The 20196-nt window shown below is 61.5% G+C and carries 21 protein-coding genes; 8 read left to right on the top strand and 13 right to left on the bottom strand.

What is annotated here, in order from left to right:
* Positions 1-19: 19 nt before the first annotated feature.
* The 8 genes from AC0IYN_RS01670 to AC0IYN_RS01635 form a co-directional block, all read right to left on the bottom strand.
* On the bottom strand, positions 20-3655 hold the full coding sequence (locus AC0IYN_RS01670; RefSeq protein ID WP_471840354.1) for a transporter substrate-binding domain-containing protein: 3636 nt from the start codon (positions 3653-3655) through the stop codon (positions 20-22).
* Positions 3656-3663: 8 nt separating this feature from the next.
* On the bottom strand, positions 3664-4290 hold the full coding sequence (locus AC0IYN_RS01665) for a response regulator (RefSeq protein ID WP_406597678.1): 627 nt from the start codon (positions 4288-4290) through the stop codon (positions 3664-3666).
* Between the two features lie 249 nt (positions 4291-4539).
* The gene (locus tag AC0IYN_RS01660; protein WP_406597679.1) at positions 4540-4941 is read right to left on the bottom strand and encodes a response regulator; all 402 of its coding nucleotides are present in this window, start codon (positions 4939-4941) and stop codon (positions 4540-4542) included.
* Positions 4942-5113: 172 nt separating this feature from the next.
* On the bottom strand, positions 5114-6445 hold the full coding sequence (locus AC0IYN_RS01655; protein WP_099492409.1) for a deoxyguanosinetriphosphate triphosphohydrolase: 1332 nt from the start codon (positions 6443-6445) through the stop codon (positions 5114-5116).
* A gap of 71 nt (positions 6446-6516) precedes the next feature.
* On the bottom strand, positions 6517-7680 hold the full coding sequence (locus tag AC0IYN_RS01650) for an EAL domain-containing protein (protein ID WP_457267685.1): 1164 nt from the start codon (positions 7678-7680) through the stop codon (positions 6517-6519).
* A 92-nt stretch (positions 7681-7772) separates the two neighbouring features.
* The gene (locus tag AC0IYN_RS01645) at positions 7773-8114 is read right to left on the bottom strand and encodes a hypothetical protein (RefSeq protein ID WP_078047577.1); all 342 of its coding nucleotides are present in this window, start codon (positions 8112-8114) and stop codon (positions 7773-7775) included.
* Entirely contained in the window at positions 8111-8494 is a 384-nt protein-coding gene (locus AC0IYN_RS01640; protein ID WP_033901397.1) for a phage holin family protein, read from the bottom strand. The genes AC0IYN_RS01645 and AC0IYN_RS01640 overlap by 4 nt, the downstream gene beginning before the upstream one ends.
* A gap of 3 nt (positions 8495-8497) precedes the next feature.
* On the bottom strand, positions 8498-8812 hold the full coding sequence (locus AC0IYN_RS01635; protein WP_012723021.1) for an ElaB/YgaM/YqjD family protein: 315 nt from the start codon (positions 8810-8812) through the stop codon (positions 8498-8500).
* Positions 8813-9159: 347 nt separating this feature from the next.
* On the opposite strand from AC0IYN_RS01635, the gene AC0IYN_RS01630 reads away from it, so the two are divergent.
* On the top strand, positions 9160-10368 hold the full coding sequence (locus tag AC0IYN_RS01630) for an ammonium transporter (protein ID WP_471840352.1): 1209 nt from the start codon (positions 9160-9162) through the stop codon (positions 10366-10368).
* Here the strand turns inward: AC0IYN_RS01630 and AC0IYN_RS01625 are convergent.
* Entirely contained in the window at positions 10355-12079 is a 1725-nt protein-coding gene (locus AC0IYN_RS01625) for a cation:proton antiporter (RefSeq protein WP_471840350.1), read from the bottom strand. The genes AC0IYN_RS01630 and AC0IYN_RS01625 overlap by 14 nt on opposite strands.
* A 150-nt stretch (positions 12080-12229) precedes the next feature.
* On the opposite strand from AC0IYN_RS01625, the gene AC0IYN_RS01620 reads away from it, so the two are divergent.
* From AC0IYN_RS01620 to AC0IYN_RS01610, 3 genes are all read left to right on the top strand, one after another.
* Complete coding sequence (locus tag AC0IYN_RS01620) at positions 12230-12466, top strand: glutaredoxin family protein (protein ID WP_406597684.1); 237 nt, start codon at positions 12230-12232, stop codon at positions 12464-12466.
* A gap of 74 nt (positions 12467-12540) precedes the next feature.
* Positions 12541-12876: a transcriptional regulator gene (locus AC0IYN_RS01615; protein ID WP_406597685.1), complete on the top strand. Its 336-nt coding sequence runs from the start codon at positions 12541-12543 to the stop codon at positions 12874-12876.
* Positions 12877-12949: 73 nt separating this feature from the next.
* Positions 12950-13840 carry a pseudouridine synthase gene (locus AC0IYN_RS01610; protein WP_457232598.1) on the top strand — a complete coding sequence of 297 codons (891 nt, stop codon included), beginning with the start codon at positions 12950-12952 and terminating at the stop codon, positions 13838-13840.
* 55 nt (positions 13841-13895) lie between these two features.
* Here AC0IYN_RS01610 and AC0IYN_RS01605 read toward each other — a convergent pair whose 3' ends face one another.
* Together AC0IYN_RS01605 and mobA are read right to left on the bottom strand one after the other, a co-directional pair.
* Positions 13896-14117: a YgdI/YgdR family lipoprotein gene (locus AC0IYN_RS01605; RefSeq protein ID WP_010211805.1), complete on the bottom strand. Its 222-nt coding sequence runs from the start codon at positions 14115-14117 to the stop codon at positions 13896-13898.
* A gap of 80 nt (positions 14118-14197) precedes the next feature.
* Positions 14198-14800 carry a molybdenum cofactor guanylyltransferase MobA gene (gene mobA, locus AC0IYN_RS01600; protein ID WP_471840348.1) on the bottom strand — a complete coding sequence of 201 codons (603 nt, stop codon included), beginning with the start codon at positions 14798-14800 and terminating at the stop codon, positions 14198-14200.
* Positions 14801-14876: 76 nt separating this feature from the next.
* On the opposite strand from mobA, the gene moaB reads away from it, so the two are divergent.
* Together moaB and AC0IYN_RS01590 are read left to right on the top strand one after the other, a co-directional pair.
* Positions 14877-15416 carry a molybdenum cofactor biosynthesis protein B gene (gene moaB, locus AC0IYN_RS01595; RefSeq protein ID WP_003209092.1) on the top strand — a complete coding sequence of 180 codons (540 nt, stop codon included), beginning with the start codon at positions 14877-14879 and terminating at the stop codon, positions 15414-15416.
* On the top strand, positions 15400-16626 hold the full coding sequence (locus AC0IYN_RS01590) for a molybdopterin molybdotransferase MoeA (protein ID WP_471840347.1): 1227 nt from the start codon (positions 15400-15402) through the stop codon (positions 16624-16626). Before moaB ends, AC0IYN_RS01590 begins: the two co-directional genes overlap by 17 nt.
* A gap of 127 nt (positions 16627-16753) precedes the next feature.
* Here AC0IYN_RS01590 and AC0IYN_RS01585 read toward each other — a convergent pair whose 3' ends face one another.
* Entirely contained in the window at positions 16754-17083 is a 330-nt protein-coding gene (locus AC0IYN_RS01585) for an EscU/YscU/HrcU family type III secretion system export apparatus switch protein (protein WP_034102842.1), read from the bottom strand.
* Positions 17080-18657 (bottom strand): flagellar hook-length control protein FliK, encoded by a 1578-nt coding sequence (fliK, locus tag AC0IYN_RS01580; RefSeq protein ID WP_406597690.1) that lies wholly within the window; start codon positions 18655-18657, stop codon positions 17080-17082. Before fliK ends, AC0IYN_RS01585 begins: the two co-directional genes overlap by 4 nt.
* A 200-nt stretch (positions 18658-18857) precedes the next feature.
* Between fliK and ccmA the strand changes: the two genes are divergently transcribed.
* Positions 18858-19493, top strand: a complete 636-nt coding sequence (gene ccmA / locus AC0IYN_RS01575; protein ID WP_406597691.1) for a cytochrome c biogenesis heme-transporting ATPase CcmA — start codon at positions 18858-18860, stop codon at positions 19491-19493.
* On the top strand, positions 19490-20158 hold the full coding sequence (gene ccmB, locus AC0IYN_RS01570) for a heme exporter protein CcmB (protein ID WP_025857894.1): 669 nt from the start codon (positions 19490-19492) through the stop codon (positions 20156-20158). The genes ccmA and ccmB overlap by 4 nt, the downstream gene beginning before the upstream one ends.
* Positions 20159-20196: the final 38 nt, after the last annotated feature.

Here is a 20196-nt window from a genome sequence, read left to right as displayed (position 1 = left end):
GAGGGGCGGCAACCGCCCCTTACACGCTATCCAGGCTGTGAAGCTGCACTTTAAGCAACCTCTCGAGTTCCAGCATGAGCTTTTCCAGGGCTTTCACATCTGTTTCTATCTGTGCCCATTCAGCGCCGCGGGCACACGCCTGCTCCAGGGTCTCGCAGTGCGCGGCCAGTGAGGTAGCCTGAACGATACGCGCCGCGCCCTTGATCTTGTGCGCCTGCTCGATGATGTCCTGGAGCGGGGCGTGCGCAGCGGCCAGCGCCTTCAGCTCCTGGCGATCATGCCGACTGCTGCTCAACAGCTCCTCCAGCAAACGCCAGCTCAGCTGCGGATCTCCGCCGGTCAGGGCCTCGAAGTTGCCAAGGTCCAGGTGCAGGTGGGGAGATGGAGGGGCGATCTGCGCCAGTTGCCGCTCCAGTGCCGTGAGGCTGATGGGTTTGAACAGGCAATCGTTCATGCCTGCCTGGGCGCAGCGTTGCTTCTCCTCGGGTTGGGCGTTGGCGGTGAACCCCAACACTACGCACGGCACCAGTTGCTCGCGCTGTTCGTACTCGCGGATCGAGCGGCTCAACTCGTAGCCATTCATGATCGGCATGTTGCAGTCAGCGATGACCAGGTCGAAACGCTCTTGGCGCCAGGCCTGGAAACCGGTGGCGCCGTTCTGCGCCGCGGTGAACTGATGACCCAGGTAACCCAACTGCTGGCACATCAGCAAGCGGTTGGCCGGATGGTCATCCACCACCAGCACATTGAGTACCGGAGCGGTGGTAGGCGCCTCGGGCTTGAGTTCATCCGTTGCCTGTTCCGGCTGCAGGCGCGTCATTTTCAGGCTGACATGCACCTGGGTACCCACCATGGGCACGCTGCTCAGGCTCAGTTGCCCACCCATCATCGCGCACAGGCTACGGCAGATCACCAGCCCCAGGCCGGCGCCGCTCCTGGCAAGATGGCCGGAATTGTCCGCTTGGGCAAACGGTTCGAACAGGCGCAACTGATCATCCCGGCTGATGCCAATCCCGGTGTCCTCGACCACCAGTTTCATCTCGACCTGCTGTGCCAGTTTGGTGGGCACCACCTCCACCTTGATTTTTACCTGGCCCAGCTCGGTGAACTTGATGGCATTGCTGACCAGGTTGGACAGCACCTGCTTGAAGCGCAGCGGGTCGATCAGCACTTCGGTGTCGTCGTGGTCTGGCTTGAACTCAAGGGACAGGCTCAGGGTTTTCTGGCGCGCCAGGCCGTCGAAGACACGCACCACCGACTCGATCACCTCACGCAGGTTGACCCTCTCCGGCGCCAGGCTCAGGCGGCCGGATTCGATGCGGGCAATGTCGAGGATATCGCCGATCAGCTCCAGCAGGTCCTTGGCCGAGTTGTACGCGACTTCGATGGCAGGACGATCGAGATGACCCTGGTCAGCGCGTTTGAGGGTCAGCTCCAGCATGCCGATCACCGCATTCATCGGCGTGCGTATTTCATGGCTCATGGTCGCGAGGAACGTGCTCTTGGCCCGGTTGGCTTCATCGGCGCGCTCTTTGGCCGCACGGATTTCATCGAACAGTTGGCGTCGCTCGCTGATGTCGATCCAGCCACCGATGATCCCCTGTACTTCCCCGGTAGAGTCGCGGTACGGCAGGATCCAGTGGTAGATCGTCAGCTTCTTGCCATGAATATGCAGGGTACGGTCCAGGATCAGCGGGTTGCCTTCGGCCATCACCCGCTGGTAATCGGCGTGGTATTGCGTCGCGTCGGTTTCGAGGGCGGAACTCATCTGGATGGCGTTTTTGCCGATCACGTCTTCGCGCTTGACGTCGAATACCTGCAAGTAGCTGTCATTGCAGGTCTGCAGCATGCCTTTACGATCACGTACGTAGATGGGGTGCGGGGTTTCATTGACCAATGCCCGCATGAACTCGAACTGGTCATTAAGGGCCCGCTCGGCCATCTGGCGATGTTTGATCTGGCGACGCATGTAGGCGTTCCAGCTCAGGGAGACCAACAGCAAAAGCCCGGTGCCGATGATGATGCGGGCGATCAATTGGTGATAATTGCGCCAGTAGCTGTCGGAGGCGGCCGTGTAGCCACGCCAGCGACTGTTGATCACGCCCAGCTCATCCGGGGCGATGCTCAGTAGTGCCTTATCGAGAATCGAGCTGAGTTCGTTGGCACTGCGTGATGTAGCCAGTGCAAACGTCGCGGGTAAGGTGCCGATACTGGTGCTGATCTGTAGTTTGTCCTGAAATACCTGGGACGACAGGAAGTAGTTGGCGACCACCAGCGAGTTGACCGCGCCTTCCACATGCCCCTGGGCCAGTAGCTCCGAGGCCTTGAAGGTGTCACTGGCCTTTACCAGTTGGACCTCGGGAAAATCGCGGCGCAAGATCGATTCCAAAGGATTGCCCTGGGTGATTGCCAGGCGCTTGCCGGCCAACTGTTCCAGGCTCGAGGGCGCATCGGGCTCCTTGCGTGTCAGCATCACATAGGAGTTTTCCAGGTAGGGTCGACTGAAGTTCAGTTGTGTTTCGCGTTCAGCGCTCGGCACGATTGCGCCGATGATGTCAGCCTTGCCGTCGTCCACCTGTTGGATCATTGCGTTCACGTCACGCCCGTGCTGGATCTCGAAACGCAACCCGGTACGCAGACGGATCAGTTCCAGCAGGTCGGCAGTGATGCCGCGAAAGTTACCGTCGGCGTCGAAGAAGGTCAGGGGTGCGAAGGCTTCGTTGACGATCACTTTGACCACAGGGTGGTCCTTCAGCCAGCGCTCTTCACGTTGTGTCAGTTGGAGCTTCTGGTCGGTCAGCAAAATATCGCTGCCGGCGCTCCAGCGTTTGGTGATCGTTTCTCGTTCATTGGTGGGCACGGCCGTCAGTACTGCGTCGACGATACTCACTAGCATGCCTTGATGTTGGGGTATGGCAAAGCTGAAACCATAGGCCTCGTGTTTACCGAAATTGGCCATGTGGATGTTTTTCAGATAGCCCTTGTTGATCATGTAATGGGTGGAAATGGTATCGCCGAGGAACACGTCGGCCTGGTCGAATGCCACCGCATTCAAGGCATTTTGATACGAGGGATAGGCACGGATGATTGCGTCGGGGTACAGCTTTTCCACCTCGCTCAGGGGCAGGTAGTGATAGACCAGCGCCAGCCGCATCCCGGCCAGGCCATCCTGCAAACTGCGGGTCTCGCCTTCGCGGGTGACCAGCACCGGTTGGTCGACAGCATACGGTTCAGAAAGGGTGAAGTTTGGGTTTGCTGCCTCGAAGCCGTTCGAGGTGCCCAATAAATCAATATCGCCCATTTCGAGAGCGCTGATGGCGGCCTCTCGGGAAGGGTAGCGCAACACCTTTATCGGCAAGCCCACTGCCCTGGCCAGCAGCCCGGCGTAGTCAGCGGTGAGCCCCTCATAGTCGCGACCGCTGGAGGTGAGGTCGAACGGGGGGTAGTCAGGGGACGCTGTGCCCAGCACCAATTCGCGTTTGTTCTGTAGCCATTGGCGTTGGGCCTTGTTCAGGTGGGTTTCCAGTTGAACCGAGCCTGCGCGGCTCAACAAGGTGAGGTGTTCCGGGCCCGTTTGCTGGTTCCCGAGCACGGCGGTGCTAAAGCACAAACCGGCACTCAATGTAATCAGATAGTCCTTTATACGCCTGGGCATCCGCTTTCTCACACTAGCGCGTTTCGTTTTGCCATCTCGATAAGTTCTACCAAGGATTTGGCTTGAAGTTTCTGCATTAGCCTTTTTTTGTAAGTGCTGACTGTTTTGTTGCTCAAGAACATGCCTTTGGCGATTTCCTTGTTGGTGCGGCCTTGTGCAAAAAGTTGCAATACCATGAGTTCCCGGTCGTTGACGGTCTTGAATAATTCAAGTTCCTGGGATTCCACGCCATCGGCACCATTGGAGGTCAATGCCTGGCTGGGGAAGTAGTTATAACCGGATAAAACTGCGCGGATAGCACTCAGCAACTCGCTGAGATCACCTTCCTTGCACACGTAGCCGTCGGCGCCCGAGCGCATGCAGCGTGTGGCGAATAGCGTAGGAGACTGGGCTGTCAGGATAAGGGTTTTCATCGGCGTGTTCATCGCGTTAAATCGGCAAAGCACTTCCAGCCCGTCCAGCTTGGGGATGCTGATATCGAGGATAATCAGGTCTGGCAAGCACTCGCGGACCATCTGAATGGCGTCGCAACCGTTGTCCGTTTCACCCACCACTTTGTAGCCTTCGTGCTCTAACAGCATTCGAATGGCAAGCCGTATAACCGGGTGGTCATCGATAATAAAAACTGAGTTCATGATCACATTCCGTGCAAGTGCAAATAAAGCGGGCACATTAGCTCAGAAGAGAAGGGAGGAGCATGAGCTTGGGGGGGAGTAGATATAAAACAGGAATATTCCTACATTAAAAAAGGCAAAAACTTACCGGCTGCTAAGGCTTCGTGAAGCGATATACCAGGGGTTATAAAATGAATGAGTAAAAAGCCAGTGATATGGAAATGGCTGGCGCCGTACACGCGTATTTTCCAGAACCAGATGTTTAAAGTCCTACATCTTCAGCCTGAGTAATGGGCAGATCAAACGTGCAAGTTCATCCTTGTTCAATGGCTTTGATAAATAGCCAAGCAGCGGCAGGCCGCGCTCCACGGCTTGGGCGATCAGGCTGGCGAGCTCTGCCACGGGCAAGCCGCTCAGTAGGATGGCCGTGGTGGTAAAGCGGCGGCGATTGGCGATGTCAATCAGCTCGAGGCCCGGCAGGTCGGGTAGACATTGGTCGCACAGGATGATGTCGAAGGGCGCCTCGGCCTGTGACATCAGACAGATTGCCTGTTCGGCGCTTTCGGCCGTGGTCAGTCGTGCGAAGCCGAAGCTTCTGAGCAGGCACTGGGTGGCGAGGAGCTGAAACGGATGATCCTCCACCAGCAGGATACGGAGCGGGTAACTGGGCATTGGCGGCACACGATGATTCAAGCGTCGATGGGGGGGCGCGTAGGAACTGTTCGCCTGGGTCGCCCTGAGCGTGCGTGATTATTCATCGGGTGTTTGTGCGAATTCGATCAGGCTGCTCTGTTCCCTTCGTAGGTCTATTCCTTTCAGGCAACAGGCAGCGTGATCGTGTTCGCTATTGAGGGCTGGAACGCCCGGTCATTTCCCGCGCCATTTCGGTGGCATAGCTGTCGGTCATGCCCGCGATAAAGTCGATCATGCGCAGGAACGAGGCATGCAGCGGCCACTGAGGGTTCGGCGCGTTGTTCCCCAGCAGGTCGAGAATGCGCCGGTTCTTGAACGACGGTGTACGCCCGCCGTGCTGCTCCAGGGCCGCACCGCAAAAGGCATTCAACAGGATTTCCAGGGTGGTGTAGGCGCCGATCTCATGCAGGGTCTTGCGCTTGTCCTGGAAGATCTTTTTGCGCGCCATGTCCTTGGCATCCAGGACGCAGCGTTTGGCCGGGCCATGCATGTGCTCCACCAGGTCGCCGGGCAGGGTGCCGGCCAGCAGGGCGTCCTGTTGCTCGACGAAGGCGCTTGCCGCCGCGTTGGTCAAATGCTCGATCGCCTTGCCGCGCAGGATCGCCAGTTTGCGTCGGCGCGAGTCCTGGGCACCGAGTTGGCGATAGGTCTGGGGCAGGTCATCGCCCACCAGGTTAAGCAGCAGCGACTCGACTTCGGCGTACTCCAGCAACTCCATTTCCAGGCCATCTTCCAGGTCGATCAGGGCGTAGCAGATGTCGTCCGCCGCTTCCATCAGGTACACCAGCGGATGTCGCGCCCAGCGCTGTTCTTCGAGTTGCGGCAGGCCAAGCTTGTGGGCGATCTGCTCAAGGATCGGCAACTCGCTCTGATAACAGCCGAACTTGTGTTTCTTATAGCCCAGGGAGTCCGCGTGGCGAGCGGTCCACGGGTATTTCAAATAAGTGCCCAGGGTCGCGTAGGTCAACCGCGTGCCGCCGTCGAACTGGTGGTATTCCAGTTGGGTGAGCACGCGAAAGCCCTGGGCGTTGCCTTCAAAGTTGAGGAAGTCATTACGCTCGGCACTGCTCATGTCGTCCAGCCAACCGCGCCCTGCGGCCTGCTGGAACCAGTGGCGGATGGCGTCTTCGCCGGAATGCCCGAACGGCGGGTTGCCGATGTCATGGGCCAGGCAGGCCGATTGCACCACCATGCCCAGGTCGCTCGGGTCGCACCAGTCGGGCAGGGCGCTGCGCAGGGTTTCGCCGACGCGCATGCCGAGGGAGCGTCCTACACAGCTCACTTCCAGGGAGTGGGTCAGGCGCGTGTGGATGTGGTCGTTGCTGGAGACCGGGTGTACTTGGGTCTTGCGCCCCAGGCGGCGGAATGCGCCGGAGAAGATAATACGGTCATGGTCTTTGTGAAACGGGCTACGTCCCAGTTCTTCCGGGCTGTGCAGCGGTTTGCCAAGACGTTCGCGAGTCAGCAGGGTGGGCCAATCCAAGGCGGGTACTCTCCGTGCGGTGAATGACCCTCCCAGCTTCCCGGTTCAGTGCCGCCTGGGCAAGCGAAAATCTACAGCCCGACGGCGTCGATATCGATTAACAGTAAACGCTGACCGTTATCGAAGAATTGTCCGGCGGTGAGGCAATACTGGTTGGTGGTCGCGTCGCGGTAGGTCGAGGACAGGGTCAGGCGTCGCTCCTCCCAGCCTTCGGCCAGCAGGTGATAGAAGTACGGACGCCACGACCAGTTGTGGCCCAGGTAGCGGCTGTCAGCCTGCCAGGCGTCCAGGCGCCATTCGAAGTTGGGCGTCAGTTGCGTGCCGTGCCGGTCGCACTGGTAGAAGCGCAGTAGCCAGGGAAAGGCCTGCAACGGCGGCAGTTGGCTCAGCGGCGCCTGTGCCTGGGCCCAGGTTTGCAGGATCTTCATCAGTTCGGCCAACTGCTGGCGCAGTTGCATGATGCGCCCGCGCTCAGCCAGTTTTTGCTGGACGTACGCGGTGCGCAATTGGGCGAAGCGCGGCACGAAGGCGTCGGCGGCGAACCATTCAAGCTGCGCCTGGGCGAACAGATAGCCCTGCACATAGCGCGAGCCACACTCCAGGGCGAAGCTCAACTGTGCTTCGGTCTCCACGCCCTCGGCAATGATCCAGCACCCGGTCTTCTCCGCCATCTGCGCCAGCGCGCGCACCACTTCGCTGCTTGGCCCGCCCCGAGCGGCGTCCTGAAACAAGCGCATGTCCAGCTTGAGAATGTCCGGCTGCAAGGCCAGTACCCGATCGAGTTGGGAATAGCCGGCGCCAAAGTCGTCAATGGCGATGCGCGCACCGGCTTCGCGATAACGCACCACCACGTCCGTCAGGCGCTGGATGTCGCCACCCAGTTCGGTGATCTCGAACACGATGCGTCGTGGGTCGACGCCGTGGCTGTGAATCTGCTTCAGGCTCGGCAGGGCTTGGCCCGGGCGCAGGCGGTTGATCCAGCGTGGCGAGATGTTCAGGCTCAGGAACCAGTCTTTGGGGGCTTCATGCAGGCGGCTCAGCGCATTGTCGCGCAGCTGCCGGTCGAGACGGCGCAAGGTCGCGCCCGGCGTGCGCGGGTCGGCGAACAGCGGGCCCACGGACTGCAAGCGGCCGTCAGCCTGGCGCAGACGGCCCAGGGCCTCGACGCCGGCGATGCGGCCGGTGGCGGTGTCGATAAACGGCTGGAAGCAGGCGAGCGGTTGCCCGTCGATCACGGGGCCTCCTTAAGAGAGGTGGCGAAAAAAGACCCGGCCCTCGAAAACGAGGGCCGGGCCGATTCTGTTAGCAAGAATGCAGCCAGCCAGCCTCAACTTTTACGTGAAGTGCCCTGCATGGCCAGTTTGATCAGCGGGATCAAGCCGGCACCCAGGCGTACCAGGCGAGTCAGGCTGCCAATGCCGCCACCCTTGGCGCCTTTGCCGGTAAAGAAACCCATCAGGGTCACGGCGGCCACGCCCCACAGCGGCGCGTGCTTGATGCCAAGGCCGTCCTGCCAGCTCTGCCCCATGGTGCGCACCTTGTTCAAAGGCAGCATCAATTGCTGGGACTCGTGGCGGATCTCCTGACGGTGCATTTCCATGCGCAGGCGAATCAGCGCCTTGCGCATTTCGCGCCGCGACGTGTTTTGAGGCATTTCAGTCATGCTCATGGCAACAGGCGCTCCCGGTCGTTGGCCAGCTCTTCGAGGGTGGCGTGGAACGGCGTGGATTCATCGAACACCGCCGCTTTCAAGCGCACCCCGCAAAACGCTGCGGCCAGGGTGTAGAACACGCAGAGGCAGATGATCCCGGTCAGGCGATAGCCGGTGTCCCATACCAGGATCATCACCAGCGTCGACAGCCCCACCAGCAACAGCAGCGCAAACACCAACGCCAGGCCGGCAAACAGCAGCAGGCTGACGGTGCGGGCCTTCTGTTCCTGCAATTCGATGCCAAACAATTCGACGTGACTGTGCAGCAAGCCCAACACGGCCGCGCCCAGACGCCTAGAGGTTGTCCCTGTGGACGAGCCAGTTTCGCCGATAGACATGATTTAGCGCCTTGTAGCCAGCAGGCCGATCAGAAAGCCCACGCCGGCGGCAATGCCGACCGACTGCCAAGGGTTGGCCTGCACATAATCTTCGGTCGCGGTGACAGCCGCCTGACCGCGTTCGCGCAGGGAATCTTCTGTCTGCTTGAGGGTTTCGCGGGCCTGGAGAAGCGTGTCGTGGATCTTGGCCCGCAGCTCATCGGCTTGGTCACCGGCGAGCACTTTGGTGTCGTCCAGCAACCTTTCGGTATCAGTCACCAGGGTTTGAAAATCCGCCATCAGTATTTCTTGAGCAGTCTTTGCAGTTCTTCTGGCCATGGTTATCTCCGTGATTGGCTGATCGTGTACGTCTGTTTTCGAGTCACCGGCGTCGGTGAAGGTTCAGTTCAATTGTGTGGTACAGCTTTTGCTTTGCCTTGGTGCGCAGGCCCCTGGGCCTGCGCTGAATCCGGGCGGCCCTGGGCAATGCCTTGAAAAACCTTACCCTAAATAACTGAAACTCGCGGAAAAACCCTGTCGGCAACGGCTTGTCGTGTTGATCGCTGCGCTAAAGCGGTTCACACCCTCTGAAGAGGGGTGGGACCGGTGGTGCCAATTTAGTGCGCGCAACCCGGGCTTGAACCGCTTTGGTGCTTTTTGCCTTTATTGCAGGCCTGCCAACCCCCATGGAAAATTTGCAAAGTGCGGTGGACACGCTTGTCCACAGCTCCAACACCCTGTTTATCCTGATCGGTGCGGTCATGGTCCTGGCCATGCACGCCGGCTTCGCGTTCCTGGAAGTCGGCACGGTGCGCCAGAAGAACCAGGTCAACGCCCTGTCCAAGATCCTCAGCGACTTCGCCATCTCGACCCTGGCCTATTTCTTTATAGGCTATTGGATCTCCTACGGGGTGAGCTTCATGCAACCGGCGGCGGTCATCAGTGCCGACCACGGTTATGGCCTGGTGAAGTTCTTCTTCCTGCTGACCTTCGCGGCAGCGATCCCGGCGATTATTTCCGGTGGGATTGCGGAGCGCGCGCGGTTTGCACCACAGCTCTGCGCCACCGCATTGATCGTGGCGTTTATCTACCCGTTTTTCGAGGGCATGGTGTGGAACGGCAACTTCGGCCTGCAGGCCTGGCTGCTCGCGACCTTCGGGGCCAGTTTCCATGATTTCGCCGGTTCCGTGGTGGTCCACGCCATGGGTGGCTGGCTGGCCCTGGCGGCAGTGTTGTTGCTTGGCCCGCGCAACGGGCGCTACCGCGAAGGGCGCCTGGTGGCGTTTGCGCCGTCGAGCATTCCATTCCTGGCGCTGGGCTCGTGGATTTTGATCGTCGGCTGGTTCGGCTTCAACGTAATGAGCGCGCAGACCTTGAACGGCGTCAGCGGCCTGGTGGCAGTCAACTCGCTGATGGCCATGGTCGGCGGTACCGTCGCGGCCCTGATCATCGGCCGCAACGACCCAGGCTTCCTGCACAACGGCCCGTTGGCGGGGCTGGTGGCGATCTGCGCCGGTTCCGACCTGATGCACCCGGTGGGCGCGCTGGTCACCGGGGCCGTCGCGGGTGGTCTGTTTGTGTGGTTCTTCATCGCCGCCCAGGATCGCTGGAAGATCGACGATGTACTCGGTGTGTGGCCGTTGCACGGCTTGTGTGGCGTGTGGGGCGGCATTGCCTGCGGCATTTTCGGCCAGACCGCCCTGGGTGGCCTGGGCGGCGTGAGCCTGGTCAGCCAGTTGATCGGCACGGCCCTTGGCGTGCTGGTGGCGCTGGTCGGCGGCCTGGTGGTGTATGGCGTGATCAAGCGCGTATACGGGCTGCGCTTGAGCCAGGAAGAGGAGTATTACGGCGCGGACCTGTCGATCCACAAGATCGGCGCGGTCAGTCAGGATTGATCGGCTCGTCTGCCTGCCGATAAAAACCATGCAGCAGGCGATAGCGGTTCTGTCGCACCTCATCAACCCGCGCCTGTACCTGCTGGTCCGGCAGGCCCAGCAGGATCAAGGCGTGGGAGGCGAGCATCAGGCTCGACTCCAACAGCTCGGGCACCACTTCGCTGGCGCCTGCTGTTTTCAACTCGGCGAGCTGGCTATCGTCGCGGGTGCGCACCAGGATTGGCACCTCGCTGTTGATCCGGCGTGCCTCTTTAAGCACCGCCAGGGCGACATCACTGTTGTCCACCGCAATCACCACCAGCCGCGCACGTTCCAGGCCGACCGCACTGAGCAGGGCGCCACGCCGACAATCGCCATAATGCACGCTGCTGTCCTCGGTGGCCGCTTCCTGCACGCGTTCCGGGTCGTCATCCAGGGCGATAAACGCCTGTTGCTCCTTGCGCAGAAAACGCCCGATGGATTGGCCGACGCGGCCATAGCCGCAGATCACTGCGTGCCCGCGTAGCTCGGCGTTCAGCGCGGTGATTTCTTCCAGTTGCACTTGCTGGTTGGGCTTGCGGTGCAGGCGCAGGGCGATGCCCGGTGCGGCGCGTAACAGCAGGGGCGTGAGCAGCATCGAACAGAAGGTGGCAGCGAGCAGCAAACCGTTGAACTCGTCGGGAATCAACCGGCTCTGCTGCATCTGCGCCATCAACGCAAAGCAAAACTCGCCGCCCTGGGCCAGGGCCAGGCCACTGCGCCAGGCGGTCTCGCTGTCACTGCCGCGCAGTTTGACCAGCGCGGCCACCACGCAGCCTTTGACCAGCATCAGTGTGAGGGTGAGGCCGAGGATCAGCAGGCTATGACTGACAAACAGCTGCAGGTCGATGAGCATGCCGATGCTGACGAAAAACAGCCCCAGCAAGATGTCGCGAAACGGGCGGATGTCCGCTTCGATCTGATGGCGGTAGTGGCTTTCTCCCAGCAGCATGCCGGCCAGGAACGCACCGAGGGCAGGGGACAGCCCCAGCAGGTGCGTGAGCCAGGCGGTGAGCAACACAATCACCAGCGCCAGCAGCACAAACAGCTCCGCCGAATGGGACGCGGCAACCTCATGAAACAAACGCGGCAACAACCAACGGCTGGCGAGCAGCAGGCCGACAAACAGCACCACGGTCTTGCCCAAGGTCACTGGCAGCGCCCAATACCAGGCTTGCTCGCCGGTGCCGGCAAACACCGGCACCAGGGTCAGCAGCAGCACCGCCACCACATCCTGGAACAGCAACACGCCAATAGCATTCTGGCCATGGCTGCTGAAGATCTCCCCCAGGCTGGTCAACTCCTTGCTGACGATGGCCGTGGATGACAATGCCAGCCCTGCACCCAACATCAAGGCGATGCCCGGCGCGACACCCAGCATCATCAACAACAGCCCCAGGAGTAGACCGCAACCCAGCACCTGCAAGCTGCCCAGGCCAAACACCACGCGGCGCAGGGCGAGCATCTTGGTCAGGGAAAACTCCAGGCCCAGGGAAAACAGCAGGAACACCACGCCGAGTTCGGCAAGGTCGGGCAGCTCTTCGCTGTCATTCACCCAGTCCAGCGCAGTGGGCCCCACGGCCAGGCCGACACACAGGTAGCCCAGCACGGGCGGCAACTGCAGCCGGCGAAACAGCGCAATCACCACCAGGGATGAGGCCAGAATGATCAGCAGGTTGGCAAACACACGCATCTCCGTTGCAAAGGGGCAGGCAAAAAGCCGCGAGAATCGCTGAATCAGTTATAGGCCATGGTGACCTGGATCAGGTTTTTTGTGGTGGTGGGCTTCATGCCGCCAGCGGGCTTAGAATGTTGGCCTACTTTCTGATCAGGTCCAATCGCCATGCATCCTGAATGCCAGTTATTCGGCACCCTGGGTTGCCATCTTTGTGAGATTGCCGAGGCCGAAATCATGCCGTTGGTCGAACACGGGTTGTTGGTGGAACTGGTGGATATCACCGATCCCGACGACCTGACCGAGGCCTACGGCCTGCGGATTCCGGTGCTTCGCCGGGTGGACACCGGGGCGGAACTGGATTGGCCTTTTGACACACAACAGGTCGTGGCCTTCCTTCGTTGAGTGTTATGCGATGGCAGGTTTCCAAATATTACGTTACTGTATGTTTGTACAGCGATTGAATTGAGGGAACGCCCGTGGTGAATGTCGAACAACTAAAAAGCAGCGTCAATCGCATGTCCGCCGATGTCGTGCGCGACGCGGTGAATGAGCTGCGCCTCGATGGCCTGGTCACGGAAGGCAAGACGCCGTTCAACAAAGTGCATTTCAATACCTGCTTTGCCGAGATCGAGGCATTGTTCCAGCGTGCCGGTTACCACAAGCAGCTGGACGTGGTGGGGTATCAGGGCTTGTTGTACGCGTTGTACGATCCAGGCCGCTGGGAAGCGGTGGACGTGCTGCGCTGGCTCAAGGAGTTCACCGAGGCCGCCAGTGCCTCGAAGCTCCTGCGGGTGGAGTTGGCCAAGGCCTGAGATCCGCCCTAGGCTCAATCCCGCTGCATGCGGGATAATGGCTGCCTGTTTTTTCCAGGCTTCGAGCACATCCATGTCCACATCCGGTTTTTCCGCGTCCCAGCACCAAGCCAGCACCTTGTACCTGCCGCCCGGTCCTTGGGCGACGGTGCTCGATTGCCTGTGCGCGCACTTCCCGGCGATTGGCCGTGAACACTGGCTGGACCGCATCGCCCGGGGCCGGGTGTTGGACATCAACGGCAGCCCGATCAGCCTGGACCTGGCCTACAAGGAAGGCCTGTGCATTTATTACTTCCGCGAAGTGCCCAACGAGAAAGCCATCCCGGTGCAGGAAACCATCCTGTATGCCGACGAGCATCTTGTCGTCGCCGACAAACCGCATTTCCTGCCCGTGACGCCGGCCGGTGAGTACGTCGAGCAAACCCTGCTGCGCCGCTTGATTCGCCGCCTGGACAACCCGTCACTGGTGCCCTTGCACCGCATCGACCGGCATACGGCGGGGCTGGTGCTGTTCTCGGCCAACCCGGCCAGCCGCTCGGCTTATCAACAACTGTTTCCCACACGCCAGATCGATAAGTTCTACGAAGCCATCGCGCCGGCCCTGCCAGGCCTGACGTTCCCCCTGGTGCATAAAAGTCGCCTGGTGGATGGCGAGCCGTTCTTTCGTATGCAGGAAGGCGCCGGTGCCGCGAACACCGAAACGGCTGTGGAAGTGCGGGAAAAGAACGGCGATCTATGGCGTTACGGCCTGTTCCCCGTCACCGGCAAGAAGCACCAGTTGCGCGTGCACATGACCGCACTCGGCGCGAGTATCTGTAATGATCCGTTCTACCCCGATGTGATCAAGGATGCCGTGGACGACTACGCCAACCCGCTGAAACTGTTGGCCCAGGGCGTGCGGTTTATCGACCCGGTCACAGGTGTCGAGCGCAGCTTTCGCAGCCAGATCACCCTCGACTGGTAACCGTCAGAGACAACAAGGCCCGCGCGAGGCGGGCCTTGTTGGCAAACGCTAAGATTTACAGGTCTTTAACGGTGCGAACCTGATCTTTGTTGATGCGGGTGCGCTTGCCGTCAAGTTGTTCGAATTCGTAGAAACCCGAATCTTCGTTGTATTTCGGGGTGTCGACGGCCTGGATTTCGCGACCGTCATTCAGGGTGATCACTGTTGGCGAGGCGCAACCGGCGAGGGTGGCGAGGCCCAGTGCAAGCATGAGAGCGGCGATGGTCCGTTGAGTCATGAGTTCGTCTCCGAGAGAATTCTTTTAAATAGCTGACCTTGTGACGTGTGCGACGCCGCCAAAGTTCCTTGTGCGAAAGTTCATTCTGACACGTCAGACCTTGGGTGCAATAGCTCAGGTGTATTGAGATTGTCCAGGCGCGAGTCATTCGCTGCGCATTCCAGCGCCACGGCACCCAGTTGCAGGAAGATCTTTCGCGGGCTGCGTTCACCGGCATGCCAGGCCTGTTCTACCTCTGCCTGCAGAGGGGTTGGGATGATGCAGATCAAGGGTTCCCAGAATTCGCCGTGACGCACCATCACCGGCAGCGATGGATCGCGCTGCGCGGTCTCACGCAGCTCGGCGAGCAATCGGGCATCCATTTGCGGCACATCGCACGGCAATATCAGAAGATGCGCGTGGCGTGCGGCGGCCAGTCCTGCACGAATGCCGGCGAGCGGGCCGGGAAAGTCCGGGCTGTCATCGCTCACCAGTTGGTCGGCATACGGCGCGTACCGGTCATGGTTGCGGTTGCACGAGATGATCAGATCGTCTGTCAACGGGCGCACCAGGCGCTGCAAGTGCGCGATCAAGGGTTGCCCGCGCCACTCCAGCAAGCCTTTGTCCTGCCCGCCCATGCGCTGGCCGCGCCCACCCGACAGCAGCAGGATCGAGCAGGGCAGGGGTGAAGAATCAGTCGACATGGCGGTTCCGCTGCGGCAGGTAAATAGGGGCCTGTGATATAACATCGGGCTGTTCCTTCGACAACCGGACCGTGCCATGAAAGCCAAGGCAGATGCGCCCTTCGTACCCCTGAACATCGCTGTACTGACCGTCAGTGACACCCGCACCCTCGAAACCGATACCTCCGGCCAGGTCTTCGTCGACCGCCTCACCGCCGCCGGCCACCTCCTGGCCGAGCGCGTGCTGCTCAAGGACGACCTCTATAAGATCCGCGCCCAGGTCGCCCACTGGATCGCCGAAGACGTGGTGCAAGTCGTGCTGATCACCGGCGGCACCGGCTTTACCGGCCGCGACAGCACCCCCGAGGCGGTCAGTTGCCTGCTGGACAAGCAGGTCGACGGCTTTGGCGAACTGTTCCGCCAGATCTCCGTGGCCGACATCGGCACCTCCACCGTGCAGTCCCGCGCCCTGGCCGGCCTGGCCAATGGCACCCTGGTCTGCTGCCTGCCGGGTTCCACCAACGCGGTGCGCACCGGTTGGGACGGCATCCTCGCCGAGCAGTTGGACAACCGTCACCGCCCGTGCAATTTCGTGCCGCACCTGAAACAGGCCGAGCCTTGTGAATCCCGTGGGTAAGCCCGGCAAGACCGGCGCCCTGATGCCGGTGGAAGACGCCTTGCAACAACTGCTGGCCATGGCCGCGGCCGCGCCGATCCGCGAGCAGGAAACCTTGGCCCTGGCGGACTGCGATGCTCGCGTACTGGCGCAGGACCTGGCCTCCACCCTCGACCTGCCGCCGTGGCCGAACAGCGCCATGGACGGTTATGCCGTGCGCCTGGCGGACTGGACCGGTGAACCCCTGGTGGTCAGCCAGCGCATCTTCGCCGGCCAGGCGCCACAACCCCTGGCTGCCGGCACCTGCGCGCGCATCTTCACTGGCGCCCCGGTGCCCGAAGGGGCCGACTGTGTCGAGATGCAGGAAAATGCGGTGGTACACGCCGATGAGCGCGTGAGCTTCACCGAAGCCCTGCACATCGACCAGAACATCCGCCCCCAAGGCCAGGAAACCACCGTCGGCGAGTTAGTGCTCACGGCCGGCACGCGCCTGGGCCCGATCGAGCTGGGCCTGGCCGCCTCCCTCGGCCATGACCGCCTCGCCGTGATCCGCCGCCCACGGGTGGCTGTGCTGTCCACGGGCGACGAGTTGATCGAGCCCGGTTTGCCGCTGGGGCCGGGGCAGATCTACAACAGCAACCGTCGGGTGTTGGGCTCATGGCTCACCCGCATGGGCTGTGAAGTGATCGACGCGGGCATCCTGCCGGATGACCTGGAGAAAACCCGGAACTGCCTGGCAGGCCTGGGCGCGGTCGACCTGATCCTGTCCACGGGCGGTGTATCGGTGGGCGAGGCAGACTTCCTCGGCATCGCCCTGCGTGAGGAGGGCGAGTTGGCGTTGTGGAAACTGGCGATCAAACCGGGCAAGCCGCTGACCTTCGGCCACTTCCGTGGCGTGCCGGTGATCGGCCTGCCGGGCAACCCGGCTTCGACGCTGGTGACCTTCGCGCTGCTGGCACGCCCTTATCTGCTGCGCCGCCAAGGCGTCCAAGACGTCGAGCCGCTGCGCGTTGAAGTGCCGGTGGGGTTTGTCTGGCCCAAGCCAGGCAACCGCCGTGAATACCTGCGCGGGCGGATCGAACAGGGCAAGGCGATCATCTACCGCAACCAAAGCTCCGGCGTGCTGCGCAGTGCGGCGTGGGCGCAAGGGTTTGTGGAGGTGTTGGAAGGCACGACCTTGGAGATCGGCGATACCGTCAATTTCATCCCGCTCAGTGAAGTCCTGAACTGAACACAGATCAAAAATGTGGGAGCGGGCTTGCTCGCGAATGCGGTGTTTCAGCCACTAAATGTGCGGACTGATCCACCGCTTTCGCGAGCAAGCCCGCTCCCACAGTTAGTTTTGTGTTGTCGGTGAGTCAGTAGTCATCCCCACGCTCCGTCACGTCCCTCTCCACCGGCCCTGCATTCGGGTCATAGCCCACCGGGAACTTGCCCTTCAACGTCCACGCAAACGCAATGATCTCGGCCACCGTGCGGTACAACTCCTCCGGAATGCTGTCGCCCAACTCCATGCGCGCCAGCAGCTTTACCAACTCGGCGTTTTCATAGATCGGCACTTCATTCTCGCGCGCCAGTTTAAGGATGGCTTCGGCCAGGGCATCGTCGCCTTTGGCCGTCAGGGTCGGCGCCTGCTGGCCGTCGTACTTGAGGGCAATCGCCTGGCGCGGTGGCGTCGGGTTCTTCATGCGGTTTCATCCACCCAGCGTTGCTCCAATCCGGTTTTAGGCCCGCGCGGCGGTGTGCCGAGGTGGCAATCGAGGTCGCCGACGTTGATGCCGGAGGTCACCAGGCGTTCGCGCAGGTTGCCCAAGTGGCTTTCGATCAAGCTGGCGGTGAAAGGCCGGGAAGCCCACAACTGGCTGGACAGTTTGCCCTGGCTCAATTGCGCCTGGACCTGCAACGGGCCCAACGGCTCCATGTCGAAGGCGAGTTCGACGCGCCAGAGCATTTGCTTGGCGTCCTTCTTGTCCTTGCGCTCGGGCTGGTCCTTGTCGGGTGCGGGTTCTTCGCGTTGGAATTTGACCTGCAGCGGCACGATGTCCTGCAACGTACGCATCGGGATTTCCAGCTGCCAAGTGGTCTGCAGGCGGCCGTCGGCGGTGGTGCCGGTCTGTTCCAGGCTCGACAGCTGGTGGCTCTGCAACCGCGAGATGGCCCCGGCGGCCAGGCGCAGCAGGTTTTCCAGGTCGCCTTCGCCTTCAAGCTTCGCCATCAGTCGCTCGGGCAGCGGGAATCCGGCGGGCAGCTGCCGGGCGCTGACTTGGCCGAGGGTGTTCAGGGGGCTGCGCACAAAGTTGGGAAGCACCTGGGCCAGGGTATTGGCGGCGAGGATGGCATTCATATTGGTGCTGGCGGGCAGGGCGGGCAGCAAGTCCGCGACCAGGCGCAGCAGCGCGCCTTTCATGTCCAGCGGTGGGATCTGCGGGTTTTGCCCGGCCAGCAGCTTGGCTTCCAAAAAGGCGCCACTGTTCTGGATGACTTGCGCCAGCACCTTGGGATTGCTGACCTGGGCCAGGTCCGGCAAGGCGGCCAGCAGACGGTCGGCGGCGGCGCGCAGGTCGGCGGAGGTGCTGTCGCCACGGGGCAGGTTCTGCAGCACGGTGAACACCGCGTCCAGTGAGCCTTGGCGGCTTTGCTGGGTTGACAGTTGCTGGGTGACGGCCAGTTGATCCTTGAGCCCGCTCAGCGGCACAAAGCTCAGGGTCTGCGCGTTTTGCACCACGGCGCTGAGCAAGCTGCCGACGCGCAGGGGTTGCGGGCTTTCCACGGTCAGGGTCGCGCCCGCCAGGGCACTGTTGAGCACGGTAACCAGCGAGCGATAGATCGCCGGTTGCACCGTGCCCTGGGGCAACATCTGGGTGGTCAGCACCTTGGCCTGAAGCAGCGAGCCCACCGGCATCTGGTTCGTGTCGATGCGGGTGAGGGCGGCGACATTGGCGCTCAAGGCCTGTTGCAAGCTCAGGGTGAGGTTGCCCGCAGGCGTCTGGCTCACGGCGACATTGCTGCCCAGCGGCAGCGGCTGCGGGCTGCTCGCCTGCACCAGTGTCTGGCGACCGCCTTCAAGGGTCAGTTTGAGCAGTAACTGGAAGGCTTCACCGCCTTGTTTCAGGGCGATGACTTCAGCGTTCGCGGTTTTCCCGGGGTCGATCAGGCCGATCTGCGGCTCCAGCAGTTTTAGCAACTCGCCGGCCGCAGGCGCAGGGCCGGGCCCGGCTGCCGGGGCGGGTGGAAGCGTAGGAAGGTTGATCTCACCGGTCATCGCGCGCGTCGTCTCTGGGGAAATTGCCCTCTTTAGAGTAGGGCATCACATGTATAATGCCGCCCGTCTGCAAAGAGAGCGGTAAAAACCTCACAACTATTTGATCCAGCTCTCTAAAATCGGTCGCCAAAGCCGTTATTGTGCATTTCTCTTTAACGGCCGCTGCACCGCCGACTTGAACCGTAAAGGCCCGCGATCTTTTGACCAGCCCTCTTCTTGAAGCCGTAGCGCTCTCCTGTGAACGCGACCTGCGCCTGTTGTTCGAGCACCTCGAACTGCGGCTGACGGGTGGCGACATGGTGCAGGTCAGCGGCCCCAACGGCAGCGGCAAGACCAGTTTGCTGCGCCTGTTGGCCGGGCTGATGCAGCCGACGGCAGGCGAAGTTCGGCTCAATGGCAAGCCCCTCCACGAGCAACGTACCGAACTTGCGCGCAACTTGATCTGGATCGGCCACGCCGCCGGCATCAAGGACGTGCTCACCGCCGAAGAAAACCTCAGCTGGCTCAGCGCCCTGCATCATCCCGCGTCCCGCGACGCCATCTGGCAGGCCCTGGCCGCTGTCGGCCTCAAGGGCTTCGAAGACGTGCCCTGTCACACCCTGTCTGCCGGCCAACAGCGCCGCGTGGCCCTGGCGCGTTTGTACCTGCCGGGCCCGCCGCTGTGGATTCTCGACGAACCCTTCACCGCCCTCGACAAACAAGGCGTGGCCCAGCTGGAAGAACACCTGGCCCACCATTGCGTGCAGGGCGGCCTGGTCGTCCTCACCACTCACCACACCTTGGCGCGCATGCCTGCTGGCTACCGCGAGCTTGACCTGGGCCGGTGGTCGCTATGAGCGTCTTCGCCCTGCTGGTCGCCCGCGAAGCGCGGCTGCTGTGCCGTCGCCCGGCCGAACTGGCCAACCCGCTGGTGTTCTTCGCGATTGTCATCGCGTTGTTTCCGTTGGCGGTCGGCCCCGAGACTAAACTGTTGCAAACCTTGTCCCCCGGACTGGTGTGGGTGGCGGCGCTTTTGTCGGTCCTGCTCTCGCTGGACGGGCTGTTTCGCAGTGATTTCGAAGACGGTTCCCTCGAACAGTGGGTCCTTTCGTCGCACCCTTTGCCACTTCTGGTACTGGCAAAGGTACTGGCACACTGGGCTTTTTCCGGCTTGGCGCTAGTCTTGCTCTCGCCACTGCTGGCGATGATGCTCGGCCTGCCCGTCGAATGCCTGCCGGTGTTGCTCCTGTCCTTGTTACTCGGTACGCCGGTGCTCAGCCTGTTGGGGGCGGTGGGCGCAGCGTTGACCGTGGGTTTGAAGCGGGGCGGCCTGTTGCTGGCCCTGCTGATTCTGCCTTTGTACATCCCGGTATTGATCCTGGGCAGCGGCGCCTTGCAGGCCGCGCTCATGGGCATGCCGGCGACCGGTTACCTCCTGTGGCTTGGCAGCCTGGCCGCCCTGGCGGTAACCCTGACACCCTTTGCTATAGCGGCTGGCCTGAAGATCAGCGTCGGCGAATAATGAGGTCTGGCTAAGCGTTATGCCTTAGCCAGTAAAGA

This window comes from Pseudomonas sp. AC112, from assembly GCF_979253545.1.
This window is presented reverse-complemented; position numbering and strand designations above follow the sequence as displayed.